This window comes from Citrobacter sp. Ca225 (assembly GCF_030337175.1).
GTDB classification, from domain to species: Bacteria; Pseudomonadota; Gammaproteobacteria; order Enterobacterales; family Enterobacteriaceae; genus Citrobacter_A; species Citrobacter_A amalonaticus.
The window spans coordinates 33137-52303 of the sequence record NZ_JAOWCD010000101.1 but is presented as its reverse complement, the minus strand read 5'-3'; the positions used below and the strand labels follow the sequence as shown (position 1 = coordinate 52303).

The 19167-nt window shown below is 52.5% G+C and carries 20 protein-coding genes and 1 tRNA gene; 9 read left to right on the top strand and 12 right to left on the bottom strand.

Annotation, left to right across the window (positions count from 1 at the left end; translation table 11 throughout):
- Window positions 1–120: 120 nt before the first annotated feature.
- From fadJ to OGW13_RS22940, 3 genes are all read right to left on the bottom strand, one after another.
- A complete protein-coding gene (gene fadJ / locus OGW13_RS22950) occupies window positions 121–2280 on the bottom strand; it encodes a fatty acid oxidation complex subunit alpha FadJ (protein WP_287116518.1) in 2160 nt (719 codons plus the stop codon).
- Entirely contained in the window at window positions 2280–3590 is a 1311-nt protein-coding gene (gene fadI / locus OGW13_RS22945) for an acetyl-CoA C-acyltransferase FadI (RefSeq protein ID WP_181627663.1), read from the bottom strand. The genes fadJ and fadI overlap by 1 nt, the downstream gene beginning before the upstream one ends.
- A gap of 180 nt (window positions 3591–3770) precedes the next feature.
- Window positions 3771–4055 carry a YfcZ/YiiS family protein gene (locus OGW13_RS22940; RefSeq protein WP_042317736.1) on the bottom strand — a complete coding sequence of 95 codons (285 nt, stop codon included), beginning with the start codon at window positions 4053–4055 and terminating at the stop codon, window positions 3771–3773.
- Between the two features lie 373 nt (window positions 4056–4428).
- Between OGW13_RS22940 and fadL the strand changes: the two genes are divergently transcribed.
- Window positions 4429–5769, top strand: a complete 1341-nt coding sequence (gene fadL / locus OGW13_RS22935) for a long-chain fatty acid transporter FadL (protein WP_042999959.1) — start codon at window positions 4429–4431, stop codon at window positions 5767–5769.
- A gap of 61 nt (window positions 5770–5830) precedes the next feature.
- Here the strand turns inward: fadL and mlaA are convergent, their stop codons facing one another.
- Window positions 5831–6586 carry a phospholipid-binding lipoprotein MlaA gene (gene mlaA / locus OGW13_RS22930; RefSeq protein ID WP_287116516.1) on the bottom strand — a complete coding sequence of 252 codons (756 nt, stop codon included), beginning with the start codon at window positions 6584–6586 and terminating at the stop codon, window positions 5831–5833.
- A gap of 291 nt (window positions 6587–6877) precedes the next feature.
- On the opposite strand from mlaA, the gene OGW13_RS22925 reads away from it, so the two are divergent.
- Together OGW13_RS22925 and OGW13_RS22920 are read left to right on the top strand one after the other, a co-directional pair.
- Complete coding sequence (locus OGW13_RS22925; RefSeq protein ID WP_287116515.1) at window positions 6878–7819, top strand: formate/nitrite transporter family protein; 942 nt, start codon at window positions 6878–6880, stop codon at window positions 7817–7819.
- A gap of 75 nt (window positions 7820–7894) precedes the next feature.
- Window positions 7895–7969, top strand: a tRNA-Arg gene (locus OGW13_RS22920).
- Window positions 7970–8006: 37 nt separating this feature from the next.
- On the opposite strand, the gene preA is transcribed toward OGW13_RS22920, so the two are convergent.
- Window positions 8007–9242, bottom strand: coding sequence for an NAD-dependent dihydropyrimidine dehydrogenase subunit PreA (gene preA, locus OGW13_RS22915; RefSeq protein ID WP_042999957.1), 1236 nt, complete (start codon window positions 9240–9242; stop codon window positions 8007–8009).
- The gene (locus OGW13_RS22910) at window positions 9236–10477 is read right to left on the bottom strand and encodes an NAD(P)-dependent oxidoreductase (RefSeq protein ID WP_287116514.1); all 1242 of its coding nucleotides are present in this window, start codon (window positions 10475–10477) and stop codon (window positions 9236–9238) included. Before OGW13_RS22910 ends, preA begins: the two co-directional genes overlap by 7 nt.
- Before the next feature lie 462 nt (window positions 10478–10939).
- Here OGW13_RS22910 and OGW13_RS22905 point away from each other — a divergent pair, with 462 nt between their 5' ends.
- On the top strand, window positions 10940–11818 hold the full coding sequence (locus tag OGW13_RS22905) for a nucleoside deaminase (RefSeq protein WP_044258443.1): 879 nt from the start codon (window positions 10940–10942) through the stop codon (window positions 11816–11818).
- A gap of 116 nt (window positions 11819–11934) precedes the next feature.
- Here OGW13_RS22905 and OGW13_RS22900 read toward each other — a convergent pair whose 3' ends face one another.
- A complete protein-coding gene (locus OGW13_RS22900) occupies window positions 11935–12546 on the bottom strand; it encodes a DUF1062 domain-containing protein (RefSeq protein ID WP_287116513.1) in 612 nt (203 codons plus the stop codon).
- 292 nt (window positions 12547–12838) lie between these two features.
- Here OGW13_RS22900 and OGW13_RS22895 point away from each other — a divergent pair, with 292 nt between their 5' ends.
- Window positions 12839–13090: a zinc ribbon domain-containing protein gene (locus OGW13_RS22895; protein WP_042999953.1), complete on the top strand. Its 252-nt coding sequence runs from the start codon at window positions 12839–12841 to the stop codon at window positions 13088–13090.
- Window positions 13091–13097: 7 nt separating this feature from the next.
- Window positions 13098–13685 (top strand): dienelactone hydrolase family protein, encoded by a 588-nt coding sequence (locus OGW13_RS22890; RefSeq protein WP_109740688.1) that lies wholly within the window; start codon window positions 13098–13100, stop codon window positions 13683–13685.
- 14 nt (window positions 13686–13699) lie between these two features.
- Here OGW13_RS22890 and OGW13_RS22885 read toward each other — a convergent pair whose 3' ends face one another.
- Entirely contained in the window at window positions 13700–14173 is a 474-nt protein-coding gene (locus OGW13_RS22885) for a methyltransferase family protein (protein WP_042999951.1), read from the bottom strand.
- A 127-nt stretch (window positions 14174–14300) separates the two neighbouring features.
- Between OGW13_RS22885 and OGW13_RS22880 the strand changes: the two genes are divergently transcribed.
- Complete coding sequence (locus OGW13_RS22880; RefSeq protein ID WP_042999950.1) at window positions 14301–14486, top strand: YegP family protein; 186 nt, start codon at window positions 14301–14303, stop codon at window positions 14484–14486.
- Between the two features lie 42 nt (window positions 14487–14528).
- Here the strand turns inward: OGW13_RS22880 and OGW13_RS22875 are convergent, their stop codons facing one another.
- The 4 genes from OGW13_RS22875 to cynR all read right to left on the bottom strand — a co-directional run bounded on the left by OGW13_RS22875 (window position 14529) and on the right by cynR (window position 17837).
- The gene (locus OGW13_RS22875) at window positions 14529–15251 is read right to left on the bottom strand and encodes an amino acid ABC transporter ATP-binding protein (RefSeq protein WP_043001868.1); all 723 of its coding nucleotides are present in this window, start codon (window positions 15249–15251) and stop codon (window positions 14529–14531) included.
- Window positions 15238–16002, bottom strand: a complete 765-nt coding sequence (locus tag OGW13_RS22870; protein WP_042999949.1) for an amino acid ABC transporter permease — start codon at window positions 16000–16002, stop codon at window positions 15238–15240. The genes OGW13_RS22875 and OGW13_RS22870 overlap by 14 nt, the downstream gene beginning before the upstream one ends.
- Window positions 16003–16069: 67 nt before the next feature.
- Window positions 16070–16837, bottom strand: coding sequence for a basic amino acid ABC transporter substrate-binding protein (locus tag OGW13_RS22865; RefSeq protein ID WP_042317722.1), 768 nt, complete (start codon window positions 16835–16837; stop codon window positions 16070–16072).
- Window positions 16838–16943: 106 nt separating this feature from the next.
- Window positions 16944–17837, bottom strand: coding sequence for a transcriptional regulator CynR (cynR, locus tag OGW13_RS22860; protein WP_222167948.1), 894 nt, complete (start codon window positions 17835–17837; stop codon window positions 16944–16946).
- Between the two features lie 110 nt (window positions 17838–17947).
- Between cynR and OGW13_RS22855 the strand changes: the two genes are divergently transcribed.
- Together OGW13_RS22855 and cynS are read left to right on the top strand one after the other, a co-directional pair.
- Entirely contained in the window at window positions 17948–18607 is a 660-nt protein-coding gene (locus tag OGW13_RS22855) for a carbonic anhydrase (RefSeq protein ID WP_042999948.1), read from the top strand.
- Window positions 18608–18639: 32 nt separating this feature from the next.
- Entirely contained in the window at window positions 18640–19110 is a 471-nt protein-coding gene (cynS, locus tag OGW13_RS22850; RefSeq protein WP_044258425.1) for a cyanase, read from the top strand.
- Window positions 19111–19167: the final 57 nt, after the last annotated feature.

Genomic DNA, 19167 nt, shown 5'->3' with positions numbered 1-19167 from the left:
GCCGGCATTGTGCCTTATCCGTTCACTGAATGAAACGCTGTGTTTTACCTCAATGGCGTAAGTATAGTCAATCTGTGTTTACAATTTAACCAACCCACAGCCATTCAGTGCGGATATACCTTACATTTGACCTTGTTCTTTCAGGTCAGTTGCATCTGCTTTCCAGAAACTTTCACCCCGCTCCGCCATCTGTAACAACGTATCGCACGGCGTGAACCGCGGACCATACAGCGAAGCCAGACGTTGCAATACCGCAACCACTTCACCCGCCCCGAGAGAATCCATATAACGGAACGGGCCACCGAGAAACGGAGGAAAACCAATACTAAACACTGCGCCAATGTCACCGTCGCGCGCGCTACGGATCACCTGCTCATCGAAGCAGCGCGCCGCCTCATTGAGCATTAACATGACGCAGCGTTCCGCAATCTGCGAAGCGGAGAGCCGGCTCTGCCCCTGAGCGCTTATAAGCGTATAAATTGTAGGGTCGACCTGTTTTTTGCTTTTACGCCCTTTCGCCCCATAAAGATAGAAACCCCGACCATTTTTTCTACCTTTGCGATCGTCATTCAAAATTGATGAAACAACATTTGCAGGGGCGCTAAAACGCTCGCCATAAGCGGCTTCCAGTATCGGTATAATTTTAGTGCCTGTGTCGATTCCGACCTCATCCAAAAGTTGGATTGGCCCAACCGGAAAACCAAACTTTACCAGTGCGCTGTCGATCTGCTCGACCCGCTCACCTTCGGTCAGCAGGCGAATCGCTTCATTGATATACGGCGCAAGAATGCGGTTTACGTAGAACCCAGCCTTATCACGCACCACAATTGGCGTTTTGCCCTGTTTTTTCGCCAGCTTAACCGTAGTGGCGATGGTTTGCCCCGACGTCATAGCATGCGGAATCACCTCCACCAGCGGCATTTTTTCTACCGGGCTAAAGAAGTGCAGACCAATCACCTGCTCAGGCCTGGCCGCTTTGGCCGCAATATCGCTAATCGGTAAAGATGACGTGTTGGAGGCAAAAATGGTGTGGGATGCGCAATTCTGCTCAACTTCCGCCACCATCTGTTGTTTTAACGACAGATCTTCAAATACCGCTTCAATCACCAGGTCGCGATGGGAAAAGCCGCGATAGTCGGTCGAACCCGATATTAGCGCCAGCTGTTTGTCACGTTCACTGGCTTTGATATGCCGACGACGTACCTTCGTTTCAAGCTGATCCCAGCTGTATTTCAGCGCGTGATTGATTCCTTTGGTATTTATGTCTTTGATACGAACTGGCAAGCCACCTTTACAGGCTGTGACGTACGCAATACCGCCTCCCATCAGTCCACCACCTAATACGCCGACGCTGTTAAGCGGCCCTGGCGGCACCTCGCTGCCCGGATCCTTTTTCACGTCCGTACTGGCAAAAAAGATATTGCGTAACGCCTGCGATTGCGGCGTCATCGCCAGCTCGCCAAACGCGCGCGCCTCCGCGTCATAGCCGCTGCTACTCCCCTGTGCCAGTCCGGTTTCAATCACCTGTAAAATACGTTCTGTCGCCGGGTAATTTCCCTGGGTTTTCTGTTCTGTTTTCTTGCTAACCATGCGGAACAGCAACGCCCGTCCGAGCGGGCCCGCCAGAATACGTTCACGAACCGGTAAAGCGCGGTGAACGGGACGATCTTTTTTCGCCCATTCCACGGCAGCATCCAGCAGGATCGTCTGCGAGACTACCTCATCCACCAGCCCCGCTTTCAGCGCCTGCTTCGCGCGAAGTTGCTTACCAGTGAGGATCATATCCAGCGCCGTACTAACACCCACCCGTCGGGGTAGCCGTTGGGTACCGCCCGACCCCGGCAGCAGCCCGAGTTGCACTTCCGGTAAACCGAGTACGGTTTTTGCATCGTCCGTGCAAACGCGAGTATGACAGGCCAGCGCCAGTTCAAGTCCGCCACCCAGGCAAGCGCCGTGAATGGCGGCCACCACCGGAATCGGCAGCGCGTTAATCTCGGCCATCAGTTGCTGCCCCTGTCGCGCCAGCGTTTCTGCTTCCTGGGCGCTTTTGCAGCGGCCAATCATATTGATATCCGCCCCGGCAATAAAATTGTCCGCTTTTGCAGAAATAATGACGACGCCGCGAATCGCCTTGTTCTCGCGAATCTGTTTAAGAATGATGCGTACCTGCGAGGCAAACTCCGCCTTAAGGGTATTCATCTTTTCTCCGGGGACATCAACAGAGATGACCGCGACGTTGTCCAGACGCACGTTAAGCGTAAAAGCCGATGTCATTTCCATTATTCCGCCTCCAGAACCATTGCCGCACCCAGCCCACCCGCTGCGCAGGCGGTGACCAGGCCAAAGCCGCCACCACGACGACGTAATTCGTGCAGCGTTTGCGTGATCATCCTCGCGCCCGTCGCGGCAAATGGATGTCCAAAGGCAATTGAACCGCCAAGTACGTTAAATTTGCTGTCATCCACTTCGCCAGTGGCATGGCTTCGACCGAGCACGTCGCGGGCAAAACGCTCACTGCCAAGTAACTGGAGATTGGCAAGCGTCTGCGCGGCAAAGGCTTCGTGCATATCGAAAAGCGTCAGATCGGCCATTGTGATGCCCGCACGTTCCAGCGCCAGCGGCGTAGACCAGGCCGGACCCAGCAGCATATCCTGCCAGACATCGATCGCGGTAAACGCGTAGCTGCGCAGATAGCCGAGCGGAACCAGCCCCAACTCTTTCGCTCGAGATTCCGTCATCAGGATGACTGCCGCCGCGCCATCGGTCAGCGGAGTGCTGTTTGCCGCCGTAACGCTGCCATGCTTGCGGTCAAATGCCGGACGCAGTCTGGCGTAATCTGCCAGCGTGGAGTTGCCGCGAATATTGTTATCTTCAGACAGGGGCTCTTTAAAAGGCGGTGTGTAAGTGGTCATGACTTCATCGGCGAGCTTACCTTCTGCCCACGCCAGGGCAGCCCGCTGATGAGAGCGATGCGCCAGGGCATCCTGTTGTTCACGGGTAATCCCGTAGGTTTTCGCCATCTGCTCAGCGGTATCGCCCATTCGCAGACCGGTTGAGTATTCCGCCACAGCAGGCGGGACGGGCATCAGATCGCGCAAGCGCAGACGGGAAAAGAGTTTCAGACGCTGCCCCATCGTGCGGGCTTTGTTGACATCGACCAGCACCCGCGCCAGTTTTTTGCTGACGCCAATGGGCAGCACCGAAGATGAATCAGCCCCACCGGCGATACCCGCACGAATGGTGCCGGCCATCAGGCTTTCTGCGACGTTAGCCACTGCCTGAAAACTAGTTGCACAGGCACGACTGACGCTGTAGGCATCGGTATGCACATTCATCCCGGTCCCGAGCACAATTTCACGCGCGATGTTCGGCGCTTCCGGCATCTGTACCACCTGGCCAAAAACCAGTTGTTCAATCACATCAGCAGAGATTTCACTGCGTGCAAGCAGTTCGCCAACCACCATTTTGCCGAGATCGACGGCGGGAATGCCATGATATGCGGTCGCCTGACGGGCAAAAGGCGTACGTAATCCGCTCACGATGGCGATGCGATCGCCCTGACGGGTGACCAGCGGTAATGCCTGACTCATAACACTCCCCTGTAAAAAATAAATAAGTGGTCTGACCTGATCATAGTCTTAACCAATTTTTTACATTTAGCCAAGCGGAGCGCAAAGAAAGTGAGAGCTACGACACAGTGAATAATCACTGCCTGAAACGAAAATGCCCCGGGGAAAACTCACCGGGGCATCAGAAACAACGAGGCGGGATTAACGCAGACCCAGCTGGAAAATCAGGGTTTCGGCTTCGCAGGCGAAGACAAAATCGATATCCAGACGCACGCCGTCAGACTCTTCGGTGAAGGTCGAGGTGATTTTGCACGGTTCAGATTCCACGCTACGGGCTTTTTCGGTCAGCGCCGCCAGCGTCTCTTCAGCTTCTGCGCGGTTAGCGAACACGCGGCTGTATGATGCGGTGCAATCGGAGTTGTCCATGATGGTACCAACATCCATACAGCAGCAAACCGGGGTTTCATCAGCACTGCATTTACTCATTGTAGATTTCCTCTGTATTTCGCACCCAGGGTGCCAGATAAACGATGGGGATATTTTACGCCCCCCACATTCACCTCTCCAGTTGTTAATTGTGCGAAATGCGATAAGTGACCGAAATCACAATTAAAAATGATCTAAAACAAATTTCACCTAAAAGGGTGAGTGCGCAAACCGTCAATTTTGCCAGCTGGATCGCGTTTTTAAGATCACAATTGAAAAAAGTTATAAACATACTTGCAACATTTCAGCTGGTCAGACCTATACTCACGCCACTGGTCTGATTTCTATGTTGTACCACAGACCCTACACTTCGCGCTCCTGTTACACCATGTAACATAGTTTGTATAAAAATAAATCAATTGAGGTTATGGTCATGAGCCAGAAAACCCTGTTAACAAAGTCTGCTCTCGCAGTCGCAGTGGCAATTATCTCCACCCAGGCCTGGTCTGCAGGCTTTCAGTTAAACGAATTTTCTTCCTCTGGCCTCGGCCGGGCCTATTCGGGTGAAGGCGCTATCGCAGACGATGCAGGTAACGTCAGCCGTAACCCAGCGCTGATCACAATGTTCGATCGCCCGACGTTCTCTGCGGGTGCGGTCTATATCGATCCGGACGTCAACATCAGCGGACGCTCTCCGTCTGGCCGTAGCCTTGATGCCGATAACATCGCGCCAACGGCATGGGTGCCAAACGCACACTTTGTTGCGCCAATTAACGATCAGTTCGGTTGGGGGGCATCAATTACCTCTAACTACGGTCTGGCAACAGAGTTCAACGATACCTACGCAGGCGGTTCTGTTGGCGGTACCACCGACCTCGAAACCATGAACCTCAACTTAAGCGGCGCCTATCGCTTAGACGACGCCTGGAGCTTCGGTCTTGGTCTGAACGCCGTTTATGCGCGTGCGAAAATCGAACGCTTCGCCGGTGACCTGGGGCAACTGGTCGCCGGTCAGGTGATGAACTCTCCTGCCGGACAAACGCCGCAGGGTCAGCAACTGGCTGCCACCGCAAATGGCATCCCAAGCGATACCAAAATTGCTCATCTGAATGGTAACCAATGGGGCTTCGGCTGGAACGCCGGGATCCTGTATGAACTGGATAAAAACAACCGCTACGCGTTGACCTACCGTTCTGAAGTCAAAATTGACTTTAAAGGTAATTACAGCAGCGATCTGCCTCCGGCGATCAACAACTACAACCTGGGTATCCCGACCGCTACCGGCGGCGCCACTCAGTCAGGTTACCTGACGCTTAACCTGCCAGAAATGTGGGAAGTGTCCGGTTATAACCGCGTAGCGCCGCAGTGGGCTATCCACTACAGCCTGGCCTATACCAGCTGGAGTCAGTTCCAGGAGCTGAAAGCGAAATCCACCAGTGGTGATACGCTGTTCCAGAAACATGAAGGCTTTAAAGACGCTTACCGCATCGCACTGGGAACCACCTACTACTACGATGATAACTGGACGTTCCGTACCGGTATCGCCTTCGATGATAGCCCGGTTCCATCACAAAACCGCTCTATCTCTATTCCGGATCAAGACCGCTTCTGGCTGAGCGCCGGTACCACCTACGCCTTCAATAAAGATGCGTCTGTGGACGTTGGTGTCTCTTACATGCACGGTCAGAGCGTTAAGATTAACGAAGGTCCGTACCAGTTCGAGTCTGAAGGTAAAGCCTGGCTGTTCGGTACCAACTTCAACTACGCATTCTGATTTCTTGCAGATGTAAAAAAGGTGAGCTTTTTAGCTCACCTTTTTATTTGCTCAATCTGGCTTACTCGGAATCGATCTCTTTGAGTTCATCCTGAATCGCCTGCGCGTTCGGGTTTTCCTGCGGCTTGAGCTTGCCGCCATCAGCGATAAAATCATGACGCTGGAAGTAAGCTTCACGAACCATAATGTAGGGATCGGAAGACTGACGCAGCAGACCATCGGAATCCAGCAACTGGGCACGGGTTTCAATCCCTTCAACCGTCCATTTACCGATAGACATCGGCCAGGTCAGCCAGGAGAGCACCGGATATAATGTATCCGCCATATCGCCGCCATCATCACGGATCGTCCAGCTACCATAGAACGGTAAGTGCACGTAAGGACCGTAACCTACGCCATAGTGACCTAAAGTGCTGCCGAAGCGATGCGGTTCAACACGCTGCAGTTTCGGGTTCGCCATACCGGCGACGTCAATAAAGCCCCCCATCCCCAGGATCGTGTTGAGGAAGAAGCGGGTGAAATGCACCATCCCCTGATACGGATCGCCCTGCAGGAAATAGTTCACCATCACCGCCGGCTCTTCCAGGTTGCCAGTGAAGTTGCTCAGACCATTACGGGCAGGCTGCGGAACATAATCACGCCAGGCGACGGCCACCGGTCGAACGATATACGGATCCAACACATTAAAGTTGAAGTTGTACATGGTGCGGTTGAACCCTTCAAACGGGTCTGAACGCCCCTGCTGTTCTGTGCCGGAACTCGCACACCCCACCAGCAGTGTGGTTCCCAGCGCAAGCGCCGACAGGCGAAGCTTCATAAATGTCTCCCTGTTAATTATGGCTATCGCTGATTGCCATCCATGACGGAACGCTATCGTATCCGCCTGTAAAGGTGTGAGCGATTGTAACAGTACGTCAAACGATGTCTATATCACCGAACTTGTTGATTTGATCATAGCCTGGTCACACCAGAATCGTCGCGCTTCTATTTTAGCGGGATGAAGAAAAACAAACGTTACCATTTTTGCGTTTTCAGAACATGTCCTGACAGGGGGGAGGCTAAAAACCGCTACGCTTTAACGTGTCAGTGCTTATACCGGAGACGAATAATGGTCGATCATGAAAACGACAAATTAGATAAACATAGCGACGAGCTTGCCGTCGAAAGTGAAGAAAAACAGGATGGGAAGAAGATAGAACTGGATGAGGATCGCCTCCCCTCGCGGGCGATGGCGATTCATGAGCATATTCGTCAGGACGGGGAGAAAGAGCTGGAACGGGACGCGATGGCATTGCTGTGGTCTGCCATCGCCGCCGGGCTTTCGATGGGGGCTTCGCTGCTGGCAAAAGGGATCTTCCACGTTGAACTGGAGGGGGTACCCGGCAGTTTCTTGCTGGAGAATCTCGGCTATACCTTTGGCTTTATCATCGTCATCATGGCTCGCCAGCAGTTGTTCACTGAAAACACCGTCACCGCCGTGCTGCCCGTCATGCAGAATCCGACGCTCAGTAACGCGGGCCTGTTGATGCGACTGTGGGGTATCGTACTGCTGGGGAACGTGCTGGGCACCGGCGTCGCGGCGTGGGCCTTTGAATACATGCCCATTTTCAACGAAGAGACCCGCGATGCGTTCGTGAAGATCGGCATGGACGTGATGAAAAATTCCCCTACGGAGATGTTTGCCAATGCCATTATTTCCGGCTGGCTGATTGCCACCATGGTCTGGATGTTCCCGGCGGCGGGTGCAGCGAAAATTGTGGTGATCATCCTGATGACGTGGCTGATTGCGTTGGGCGATACCACCCACATCGTCGTCGGGTCGGTCGAAATTCTCTATCTGGTATTTAACGGCACGCTGCACTGGAGCGACTTCCTCTGGCCGTTTGCCTTACCCACACTTGCCGGAAACATTTGCGGCGGCACCTTTATCTTTGCCCTGATGAGCCACGCGCAGATCCGCAACGATATGAGCAACGCCCGCAAAGAAGAAGCCAGAATCGCGGCACAAAAAAGAGACAATGCGAAGAAAAAGGAGGAAAAACAGTCCTGAATGGCGACGGTTTGAACAGTCAGGCGGTCACTCTCTTACCGGGGCAAACAAAAACCGGTATACTCGTGCCGCCTCGTCCCCTTAGTTAAATGGATATAACGAGCCCCTCCTAAGGGCTAGTTGCAGGTTCGATTCCTGCAGGGGACACCATCCGGCCCACCGTGGTGAGCCGGAAAACGTCCGGGCGTTAAAGGGTGACCGAATGCGCTTTTTCGCCGGGTTTGAATACTACCTCTCCGAGGCTGATACACGCGACCGGGCAAACATGGCCGCACAGCAGGCAGCCGACGCATTTTTCGGTATTGCAGTGCGGGGTCCGCGTCTGTTCGTTCCACTCCATCGCCTGATGACCACCGTCGAAGCAAGAAATGTAGCAACGACCGCAGCCGACGCATTTTTCCTGATTAATATGCGGGTAAACGATATAACTGCGGTCGAGATCTTCTGCCGGAACGATATTGGCATTTGCCAGCCCCACCATCTCATCCAGCGAGTCGAAACCCTGATCGTTAAGATAGTGCGACAAGCCACTGATCATATCTTCAACAATGCGATAACCGTACTGCATGATGCCGGTTGTCACCTGAAGTGTTGCGGCGCCCAGCAGCAAGAACTCGGCAGCATCTTCCCAGGTTTCAATTCCACCGATACCGCTAATCGGAAAATCTTTCAGCTCAGGATGGGTGCGTAGCTGCTGAATGAAGCGCAGGGCAATCGGTTTCACCGCTTTACCTGAATAGCCCGAAATACTGGATTTGCCATTGACGACTGGCAGACCCAATTTACGCTTGAGGTCAATATTGGTAATTGACTTGACGGTGTTGATGGCGGCAATACCATCGGCACCACCGCGTTTCGCCGCCAGCGCAACCTCGCACATATCGCCGATATTGGGCGTCATTTTAGCGAGCATCGGCAGAGAAGAGCCGCGTTTCACCGCCTGGCAATATTTCTCCACCAGTTCAGGACTTTGCCCCACATCGCTCCCCATGGCGTGAGAGGTCATCTGCGGACAGGAGAAGTTGCATTCAATCATATCCGCGCCAGCCTCTTCGACCAGACGCGCCAGATCCTGCCACTGCTGCTCATTTTCCCCCATGATCGAGGCGATCAGCACCTTATCCGGGTAATCTTGTTTGAGCCGACGAATCGCCGCAAGATTTTCTGCCAGCGGGTGCTCAGCAATCTGCTCCATGTTTTTAAAGCCGATAAACCCGGTGTCTTCTTTAATCAGATGGTCGAAGCGGGGAGAAACTTCGTTGGCGATAAAGAAACCGATGGTTTTAAAAACGATGCCGCCCCAGCCGCTATCGTAGGCTTTAGCGCACATCTCATAGCAATTGCCGACCGGGGAAGAAGAGAGGCAGAACGGATTGGGAAACTTCACGCCGCAGAAGGTAATAGAGAGATCTTTGGTTAGCATGATGACGCCTCCTCTAAATAGTGATGAATGGCTTGAGCGGCTTCTTTCCCGGTTTTAACGGCATACACCACGGTTTTATCTCCCTGGACGATATCGCCAGCGGCGAACAGTCCCGGAACTGCAGTCTGGTAATGTTGAGTGTCGACGGTATTGCGTTGTACCCGAATGCCGGAGAAGGCTTCCAGCCCGGCATGCTGACCGACGGCGAGGATAATTTTTTCTGCGGTCAGAGATAGCTCGCCAGGCAGGCGCACGTGCCTGAAGGTGACCTTATTTCCGTCAACTGCCGTTGGCGTAAAGCCATCAATGATAGAGACGCCCAGCGCCTGGGTGGTGGTGAACTCTTTTTCACTGGCCGGGAACTCCGCAAGCTCTTCACGCGCCACGCAGGTAACCGATTCACAGCCGAGAATTTTGAGCGTACTGGCCACGTCCATGGCGACATCGCCGCCGCCAATCACCAGCGCGCTTTGCGGCACGGATATGCCACCCGCCTTGCCACGCGCGCGTTTTAAAAAGTCGACGGCGATTTCTGCCGTCCCCGCGTCATTAAACAACGGCAGCGACATGCCTTTTGACAGGCCGACCGTCAGCAGGACAGCGCGATATTCAGCTTTGAGCGCCTCCAGCGTGACAGTGTTGCCAATCTCGCAGCCACAGCGGATTGTCACCCCCATTTCCGTAATACGCGCAATTTCAGCGTCCAGCACCGATTGCGGCAGACGGAATTCAGGAATGCCGTGGCGCAACCAACCGCCGGGTTGAGCCGTTTTTTGGAACACAGTGACGTCATAGCCCAGATTGCACAACGTGACACTGGCCTGCAACCCGGCTGGGCCCGCCCCCACGATGGCGACGTTGCCCTTATCTTTACGGCCTGGCTGATAAATCTGCATCTGCGTTTGTCGTTCAAAGTCGGTGACAAACCGTTGCAAACGGGCAATATCGATAGGTTTATCAATTCCGGAACGGGAACAGCCGCGCTGGCAGAGTTTTTCCGTGGGACATACCCGGGCGCAGACGGCGCCAAGCGCGTTATTTTCTCTAATGGTTTCGGCCGCGCCCTTAAAGTTACGGAAATAAACAGAGCGGATAAATTTCCCCGGGTCTGTTTCCGCCGGACAGGACTGGCTGCACGGTGCGTCGTGACACAACAAACAGCGGGAAGCTTCTTTGATAGCCAACAAGGGCGTGAAGCCAGGAATCAGTTCATCAAGGTAGTCTCGTTGCGACATATGCCATTCCTTAATAATAAGTTTACGTAAGGCAAACTGAGTACAAATAGCTACTTATGAGGCTAGGCTTATGACTGAATGGATGTTGTGAAAGCATTCACAGATAACCAGATAAAAAGTATGGAATTACAGCGACCGCAAGAATAGATAAGATGCGAATAGAAACTATTTTTGTAATAAGAACGCATTAATTGTGTTTTGCAAAAAAAGACGGTTGCGAAAAAACGCGCAGCCGTTTGGCACGGCGTCAGTCGTTCCGGGAATACTGATGTTTTTATTCGGCGGCATCGCACAGGGGATCGGCGCGTTTATGCAGAAATCTCTTTTCAAATAAATAATGAGTCACCAAACCTTACGTAAATAACGCTTTTTTGTGCAGCAGTAAATTCTGTTATTGTTCCTTGCCAGCGGAATAACGGCGGTGTAATAATTCATAAAAATATGCCACGGAATAAATAACTTATGGATGATATTATTCAACTTGAATCCTATATGCGCCACGCCATTCGTGAAGCAGAAGAAAGTCTGCGTGAAGGGAATAAAGGTTTTGGCGCAGTCATCATCAAGGATGGGGAAATCATTGCCTCTGCGCATGATGGTGAGGAAACAGAATCAGACCCGACATCGCACGCGGAAATTAATGCCATTAAACTCGCCGGGAAAAAGATCGGCAAAGATTTATCCGGTTGTCTTCTTCTCTCAACCAGTGAACCCTGTCCGATGTGTGCCTTCGCCATTGCGTGGTCAGGTATCAAAGAGATAGCCTTTGGATACTCTATTCAGGATGCGCTGGCCCAGGGGCGGCGGCGGATTTTATTCCTCTGTACTGAAGCGTTTGATAAAGCAGGAATGGATATTACCGTACATAAAGGTATTCTTCAGCGAGAATGCGCAACTCTTTATCGCGCGGATGTTCGAAATGAAATCAATAGACTACGTTCGGCGACCGATGACGATCTTAGGGCGCTGAATGCCGATTCCATTGCGCGTCGAACGGCCTGGTTCTGTGAGAATAGCGCGATACTGCGTGCTGAACACAGCAATCTGTTAGAAGCGGCCCATCGCTTGCTGGTAAGTCGATTTCACACCACAGTTGATGAAATGCCTGTGGTGGCGAGAAGTGAAAAACAGATCACGTTCCATTCCATGAATTTCTGTCCAACGCTGGAGGCGTGCAAAATATTACGTCTGGATACACGGCACGTGTGTAAACTCCTGAATGAAGATTCCACAAACAGGCTGGTCAAAAATATTGACCGCAGACTTCGCTTCTCGCGGAATTACGCGAATCTGCGTCCCTATACGCCTTTTTGCGAAGAATTTATCTCACTTGAAGATTGATATTTCAGGAGAAATTGTCCGTAAAATAAAAAGACCTCATCACGGAAACGCGATATCCCTCGCAGGATTGACTCGTTGGACGGTGACGCCCGCCATACTGGCGGGCGTCGTCTGGTTTAGCGTTTCACTCCGATGTGTATTTTTCGGGTCGCGTAGAACGCGTCGGGGCTCATCCAAAACTCATACGCCATATCATGAATTTTGCGATTTTTTAGCTCACGCAGCGTAATGCCGCGAATCTTCCCTTCTGCAATCCGTCGCGCGACCTCCCCCGTACTGAGTCGTAACTGCTTTTTCATCACCGACAACAGACTGACCTGAAAGGCGGTCGTTAAGCGGATAGTGACCTTCACCTGTTGATGCCGGGCAAGCGTCATCCGCCACTGTTCGCGAACAGCAAACTCCGGGCTACCGGAAAGCTCAGCATTATTTCGCTTCAAAACCTGGCGATCGTGAGCGAAAAACAGGATCGCGCTTGCGTCATTGCCAACGATCCGCGCAAAAAGATCGCGGTCAATACGGCTGACAGGGAGTCGAGAGAACAGATTGATATTCCAGGTATAATCGCAATGAAGGCACTTATAGATGCTCCAGACATCAAGCAGCTTCTTTTGCGAATTCATTCTGAAAGCCCCGGAAGGGATGAAATCGCGTTTGATATTGCAGGCAGGACAGCGCTTCGCAATGCGCTGATATCCCACGGGACTGACAGTCCATGTGACGTGCATGTTGACCCTTTTTTAACCCATACAAAAACGGATTCGTCCTGGACGAACCATGAATTTTGCTATGCGAAAAATATTTGAAGATATTTTTCAGTGGGTTAAGAAAAGATTTCCAGCACAACAATCCCTTGAGTTACCGATAGGCCAGCAAGACTAACAGACCCCAGGCCTCTCAATACATAAATCAAATCAATATTTGTGACACTACTATCAGGGTTATTTGATCTGGCATCGGATTCTTCTCGAAAAATAACCGTATATTCATTCATCAACCACAGGATACAAGGAGCGTGAAATGTCACAGCAAGAACAGTTTTGCCATGCCTGCGGAATGCCACTTTCCGCACCCGATGCCAAAGGGGCGAGCGATAAATACTGTGCCTATTGCAGCGATGCCGAAGGCAATCTGAAGCCCTGGGATGACGCCGTTTCCGGTCTGGCAGGATTTCTGGATTCCTGGCAAAAAGTGGGCCCTGAGGAGTCACGTAAGCGCGCAATCCGTTACCTGACATCCATGCCTGCCTGGGCACACAAAGCAGACGACTAAACCGCCGATGCCAACCCAACGGTCAGATGCCGTCGTGATCCTGCATGAAATCTACGGCATCAATGCGCATATACATCGCACCAGGGAAATGTGGCGGGCGCGTGGTTTCGATGTCTACGCCCCCGCACTTTTTCCGCATGACGCGCCGTACAGCTATGCTCAGCAGGACGAGGCGTATCGCTATTTTTCAAACCACGTTGGTTTTGATCCACAACCCATCTTAACGTTGCTTACCACACTGCGTGCGCAACATCGCAAATTGATTGTCATCGGCTACAGCACCGGGGCAACGCTCGCATGGCGGGTCGCAGGAAGCGGCTTGTGTGACGGGGTTATTTGTCATTATGGCTCTCGCATTCGCCAGTACAGCGATGAGTTACCGCACTGCCCTGCGCTGATGATCATGGCTCGCCATGAGCCGTCATTCGACCCTACGGCGCTACAACAGAAGCTGGAAACATTGCCCCTGGTGCAATGTCATATGTACGATGCACAGCACGGCTTTTGTGACGCAGACAGCCCCGGATACCTTGCGTGGCAGGCGCGCCATGCTGTCGCTGATGCCATCGCATTTGTTGACGCGGTCTGCGGATAGTCGACATCCTGCCTTTATAGCCAGCGGCGAACCTGTTTAGTGTAGTGCTCCCACTGAGCACCAAAACGCTTATGTAACTCGAACTCTTCAAAATCGATATGCAACCGGGCCACCGCCAGCATAAAGAGCGGCACGGCAATCATGCCAGGCAGACTGCCCATCCAGAGCGCAACGGCAAATTGCACACCGATCAGTCCAAGATAAATAGGATTTCGACTCCAGGCATAACATCCGTGCGTAACCAGCGTCGTTGTTTTATCCGCCTGTAGTGGATTGAGGGTAGTGCGACTCACATGCATGTGCCACGCGGTCGTCAGAATGATGCCAAGACTGACTGCAGCAATCGCCAGACTCAGCACCTGGGTGACCAGGCCAAAGGTAAAACGCGGATTTGCGGTCAAACAATCCCCGACCACAAAGATTAACAAAATGACCGGCGGCGGAAACCGACTTCTGAGCTTTGCGAGACGCACATTGATCTGTTTCATTTCTCTCCTTCTGCATCGCGACTAGTTTGAGACTTTACAGTTCCCTTCGAATAGTGCCTGATAAATTATCACTAAACGATGCTCAATACGGTCCGGTAATTCCTCTCTTTTCAAAAAGGCGATAATGATGGCCGGTTGGTTTGAATTGAGTAAGAGTACAAACGATCAATTCCGTTTTGTATTGAAAGCAGGTAATCATCAGATTATTGGCGCCAGCCAGATGTATGCCTCCGTGCAATCGCGTGATGCGGGCATCGCGCCAGTAAAAACAAACGGCAGTAGCAAAACGATAAAAGAGCAGATCGGATTTTGACGTAATTGGCCAGATCGGGAAATACCGATCTGGCCTCTAATATCAAAGAACCTTACTTAAAAATTCAGCCGTTCGCGGATTCGCTGGCGATGTAAAAAGCACGTCAGGCGATCCCTCTTCCTGGATAATACCGTGATCGATGAAGATGACCCGATCAGCCACTTCACGGGCGAACCCCATTTCGTGAGTGACAATCGCCATGGTCATGCCTTCATTGGCCAGATTCTTCATAACCTCCAGCACATCCCCCACTAACTCTGGATCCAGCGCCGAGGTTGGCTCATCGAACAACATGATCGAGGGGTTCATTGCCAGCGCGCGGGCAATCGCCACACGTTGCTGTTGACCGCCCGACAGGCGTGAAGGCCAGGCGTCGCGTTTATCGCTTAATCCGACCTTTTCCAGCAACATTTCTGCCCGGCTGGTCGCATCTCGACGCGAGAGCCCCAACAACATTTGCGGTGCCATCATCAGGTTGTCCAGCACCGTCATGTGCGGAAACAGATTAAAACGCTGGAACACCATCCCCACGCTTTCGCGCATTTTATTGAGATCGGTTTTGCGATCGTGAACGGCAAAACCATTCACCATCACTTCGCCTTCGGTGACTGTCTCAAGCGCATTCATACAGCGTAAAAAGGTGCTTTTCCCGGACCCTGACGGGCCAATGATGCACACCACTTCCTGCGGTTTGATATCACAGTCAATCCCGCGCAGAACGTGGTTGTCACCAAAATGTTTATGTAAATTTTTAATGTGGATCACTTTTACCAAACCTTTTTTCCAGACGGTTAACCAGCTGCGCCAGCAGGAAGGTGAGTACCCAGTACACCAGTGAAATGGTCAGGTAGGGTTCCCAGTAGGTGGCGTAAGCGCCTGAAACCGTACGCGCCGCGTAGGCCAAATCGGCAAGACCGATCGCCGAGGCGAGTGAGGAATCTTTGACAATCGCAATGGCGTTATTGCCCAGCGGTGGAAGAATACGGCGAAAAGCCTGAGGCAGAATGACTTTGCGCATGGTTTTCCACCACGGCATCCCCAGCGCTCGCGAGGCCTCCATCTGACCGGGGTCAATCGACTGGATCCCCGCGCGGAAGATCTCAGAAACATAAGCTCCGGCATTCAGCGTGATCGCCACAATACAGGATAAGAAAGCCCCGTAGCCCGAGCGCAATTCGCGGGCAAAATCGGCGCTCATCAGCCCGCTGGTGACCAGAATTCCGTCACGGGGATTGATGAACAGCGGTACCAGCGCAAAATGGACGACCATGATCTGAACAAACAGTGGCGTTCCGCGAAAGGCGCTGACGTAGAAACGAACGGGATATTGAACAAAATAGCGGAGTGCGTATTTCCAGAAACCGTGCTCGGCTTTCGCCATGCGGCCCAGCCCCAGCGTCAGCCCCCAGAGTGTGCCAAGACAGACACAGATGATGGTGCATTTTATGGTCATCCACGCGCCTTCCATAAATAATGGCGCATACTCCTGGATGATTTCCCAACGAAATCCCGTCATGGTTTTCCCCTGCAAAAAAGCTGACACAGACCGCGTGTCAGCCTAAAAAATAAATTAATAATGCAAATTACTCTGACGGAAGCGTCGGGACTTCACTGTCAAACCAGGTTTTATAAATTTTATCGTAGGTACCGTCAGCGATGATTTTCTTCAATCCCGCGTTAATCTTTTGCTGTAATTCGGTATTCCCTTTGGCGACCGCAATACCAAAATACTGGCGCTCAAACTTGGCATCCGGCACAAGCTTGAACTGTTTTTCCGGATGCTGCTTGATGTAGTATTTCACCACGCCAACATCGCCAACCGCCGCGCTGACGCCATCTTCAAACAATTCCTGCAGCATTAACGGCGTGTTGTCGAAACGCTTAATTGCGGTGCTGTTTTTCCCGAGAACGCCAGAAACCACAATGTCGCCGGTGCTGGAGTTAACGACGCCAACCTTTTCCGTTTTCAGCGAGTCCAGAGAACTCACTTTTGAATCAGCCGGAACGACAATGGACTGCTCCGCCGGGAAATAAGGAAGAGAAAAATCCACCATCTGCTTACGTTTATCCGTGATGGTGATCCCCGAGATAATGATGTCGCGATCCCCGGAACCCAGCGTCGCAAAGATACCTTCCCACGGCGTGTTGACCAGTTTGACATCAAAATTTTCTGCTTTAGCAATGGCTTTAATAATATCGATATCAAAGCCTTCCAGTTGTTTCTGGCTGTTTTCAAATTCAAATGGGCGATAGGTGCCACCCGCGCCGACCACGTAGGTTTCTTGTGCTGCAAAAGCGGCCCCGGTCAACGCCATCATCAAACATCCTGCTTTTATCCACTGACTGAACATTCCCTTCTCCTGTTATTTTTATGCACATTTACTGCATAAAAATACCCAAACTACTTTCCTTATGCAATCACAATCTGCTCCGCGGCTTACCTCGCCGAAACGCCGCTTAGCGTGTCGCTTTCACCGTCTTAACGCCTTCTTGCGCAATCGCGACAAACGCCCTGGCGGCGGCGCTTCGCCAGGCGCCTTTGCGCTGCAATAATACGACCGTGCGTTCGAGCAGTTGTGGCGTCAGTGAAATGGCCCGCAGATCGTTGCTTTGCAACGCGATAGGCGCAGGCAATAGCGTGGATAATCCCGTGCGCCGCACCAGTTCCAGCACCGCGCTGATGGAATTAACCTCCATGTGGATCTGCGGTTGCAGTCCAGCCTGACGACAGTAACGATCAATCTGTTCCCGGGTAGCAAACTCCGCGCTCAATAAAATCAACTTTTCATTATTGAGCACGCTTAAATCCACCGACGCCTGTGCCGCCAGCGGATGATGATTCGCCACAACCAGGGCCAGGTTTTCAGTCAGCAACGGTTGTGCATCGATATCCGCAGAGTGAATCTCATCAAAAGCAATGCCAACATCCAGTTTATCGTTGACCAGCCTCTCTTCGATGTTGTCCTGCGAGAGCTCCTGCAACTGTAAAGTCACATTAGGATAGCGGGTATAGAATTTGGCCAGTAACGGGCCGATAAACCAGGCGGTAAAGGTAGGCGTCACCGCGACGCGCAGGGCCCCCCGGCTCAGATCCTCCACATCATGAATGGCACGTTTGCCCTCTTCCAGCGCCTGTAGCGCGCTACGCGCATAGCGCAAATAAACCTCTCCCGCATCGGTCAACCGGGTCAAACGCCCGCTACGATCGAACAACTGAACGCCCAGCGCCTCCTCCAGTTGCCTGATTTGCTGTGATAGCGCCGGTTGCGAAACGTGCAGCGCCGCCGCTGCACGAGTGAATCCGTGATGTTCCGCGACGGCAAGAAAATAGTGAGTGTGTCGATCCAGCATCGCCATTACCTATAAGATTTTCCAATAGCCTCCATTATAAATGAGTCTTTTATCTTATGATATGAAGTGCGTAGCCTGTGTCCATCGCATAGCGAGACAGAGGATTATTCGTGAAAGAGATTATTGATGGCTTCCTGAAGTTTCAGCGCAAGGTCTTTCCTGAACGCGCGGAATTGTTCAGACGCCTTGCCACCCAGCAAAATCCCCGGGCGTTATTCATCTCCTGTTCGGACAGCCGCCTGGTTCCCGAACTGGTCACGCAGCGCGAGCCTGGCGATCTGTTCGTGATCCGCAACGCCGGAAATATTGTGCCGTCATACGGGCCGGAGCCCGGCGGGGTAACCGCCTCGGTGGAATACGCCGTCTCTGCGCTTCGCGTCAGCGACATTGTGATCTGCGGACACTCAGACTGCGGTGCGATGACCGCCATTGCCGGCTGTCACTGCCTGGATCATATGCCTGCCGTCAACCACTGGTTGCGTTATGCGGACTCCGCTCGCGTCGTTAACGAGTCACGAATGCACACCTCTTTGGCTGAGAAAACGGCCTCAATGGTGCGTGAAAACGTCATCGCGCAACTCGCCAACATCCAGACCCATCCCTCCGTGCGCCTCGCGCTCGAAGAGGGGCGCATCGCGCTACACGGCTGGGTTTACGACATCGAAAGTGCAGAGATTGCCGCTTATGACGGTGCCAGCAGACAGTTCGTCTCTTTGGCGAAAAACCCAGACACCTGCGCGATGCCTTACCGCCAGCCATCCGCAGCCTGAGCTATTTTTTAACGTATCAATGAGGATTCATCATGATTCAGTCGCAAATTAACCGTGATATTCGCCTGGTCCTGGCTGACCAGATCCTGCTGAGCAAAGCCAAAAAGGATCTCACATTTGCCCAGCTTGCGGACGGTACCGGCTTATCCGAAGCCTTTGTCACCGCCGCACTGCTCGGTCAACATGCCCTCCCGGCCGATGCTGCGCGCCTCATCGGCGAGAAGCTGGCCCTCGACAGCGATGCAGTCCTGTTGTTACAGACCATTCCCCTGCGCGGCAGTATTGACGATCGCGTACCGACAGACCCGACGATGTACCGCTTCTATGAGATGTTGCAGGTTTACGGCACCACGCTAAAAGCGCTGGTCCACGAAAAATTTGGCGACGGCATTATCAGCGCCATAAATTTCAGGCTGGATGTAAAAAAAGTGGCGGATCCAGAAGGTGGCGAGCGCGCCGTGATTACTCTGGATGGTAAGTACTTGCCAACGAAGCCTTTTTAATCCATCAGAACGGTACGCGCAGGCGTATCGTTCTTCTTTTATTTGCTCACAGGAGTA

What these genes read in the sequence shown, in the direction of transcription:
- OGW13_RS22885 (WP_042999951.1), bottom strand. Translation starts at nt 14,173, where the DNA reads ATGAAACAGATCAATGTGCGTCTCGCAAAGCTCAGAAGTCGGTTTCCG.
- OGW13_RS22925 (WP_287116515.1), top strand. Translation starts at nt 6,878, where the DNA reads ATGGTCGATCATGAAAACGACAAATTAGATAAACATAGCGACGAGCTT.
- preA (WP_042999957.1), bottom strand. Translation starts at nt 9,242, where the DNA reads ATGCTAACCAAAGATCTCTCTATTACCTTCTGCGGCGTGAAGTTTCCC.
- cynS (WP_044258425.1), top strand. Translation starts at nt 18,640, where the DNA reads ATGATTCAGTCGCAAATTAACCGTGATATTCGCCTGGTCCTGGCTGAC.
- OGW13_RS22900 (WP_287116513.1), bottom strand. Translation starts at nt 12,546, where the DNA reads ATGCACGTCACATGGACTGTCAGTCCCGTGGGATATCAGCGCATTGCG.
- OGW13_RS22940 (WP_042317736.1), bottom strand. Translation starts at nt 4,055, where the DNA reads ATGAGTAAATGCAGTGCTGATGAAACCCCGGTTTGCTGCTGTATGGAT.
- OGW13_RS22870 (WP_042999949.1), bottom strand. Translation starts at nt 16,002, where the DNA reads ATGACGGGATTTCGTTGGGAAATCATCCAGGAGTATGCGCCATTATTT.
- OGW13_RS22910 (WP_287116514.1), bottom strand. Translation starts at nt 10,477, where the DNA reads ATGTCGCAACGAGACTACCTTGATGAACTGATTCCTGGCTTCACGCCC.
- OGW13_RS22890 (WP_109740688.1), top strand. Translation starts at nt 13,098, where the DNA reads ATGCCAACCCAACGGTCAGATGCCGTCGTGATCCTGCATGAAATCTAC.
- cynR (WP_222167948.1), bottom strand. Translation starts at nt 17,837, where the DNA reads ATGCTGGATCGACACACTCACTATTTTCTTGCCGTCGCGGAACATCAC.
- mlaA (WP_287116516.1), bottom strand. Translation starts at nt 6,586, where the DNA reads ATGAAGCTTCGCCTGTCGGCGCTTGCGCTGGGAACCACACTGCTGGTG.
- fadJ (WP_287116518.1), bottom strand. Translation starts at nt 2,280, where the DNA reads ATGGAAATGACATCGGCTTTTACGCTTAACGTGCGTCTGGACAACGTC.
- fadI (WP_181627663.1), bottom strand. Translation starts at nt 3,590, where the DNA reads ATGAGTCAGGCATTACCGCTGGTCACCCGTCAGGGCGATCGCATCGCC.
- OGW13_RS22905 (WP_044258443.1), top strand. Translation starts at nt 10,940, where the DNA reads ATGGATGATATTATTCAACTTGAATCCTATATGCGCCACGCCATTCGT.
- OGW13_RS22895 (WP_042999953.1), top strand. Translation starts at nt 12,839, where the DNA reads ATGTCACAGCAAGAACAGTTTTGCCATGCCTGCGGAATGCCACTTTCC.
- fadL (WP_042999959.1), top strand. Translation starts at nt 4,429, where the DNA reads ATGAGCCAGAAAACCCTGTTAACAAAGTCTGCTCTCGCAGTCGCAGTG.
- OGW13_RS22865 (WP_042317722.1), bottom strand. Translation starts at nt 16,837, where the DNA reads ATGTTCAGTCAGTGGATAAAAGCAGGATGTTTGATGATGGCGTTGACC.
- OGW13_RS22880 (WP_042999950.1), top strand. Translation starts at nt 14,301, where the DNA reads ATGGCCGGTTGGTTTGAATTGAGTAAGAGTACAAACGATCAATTCCGT.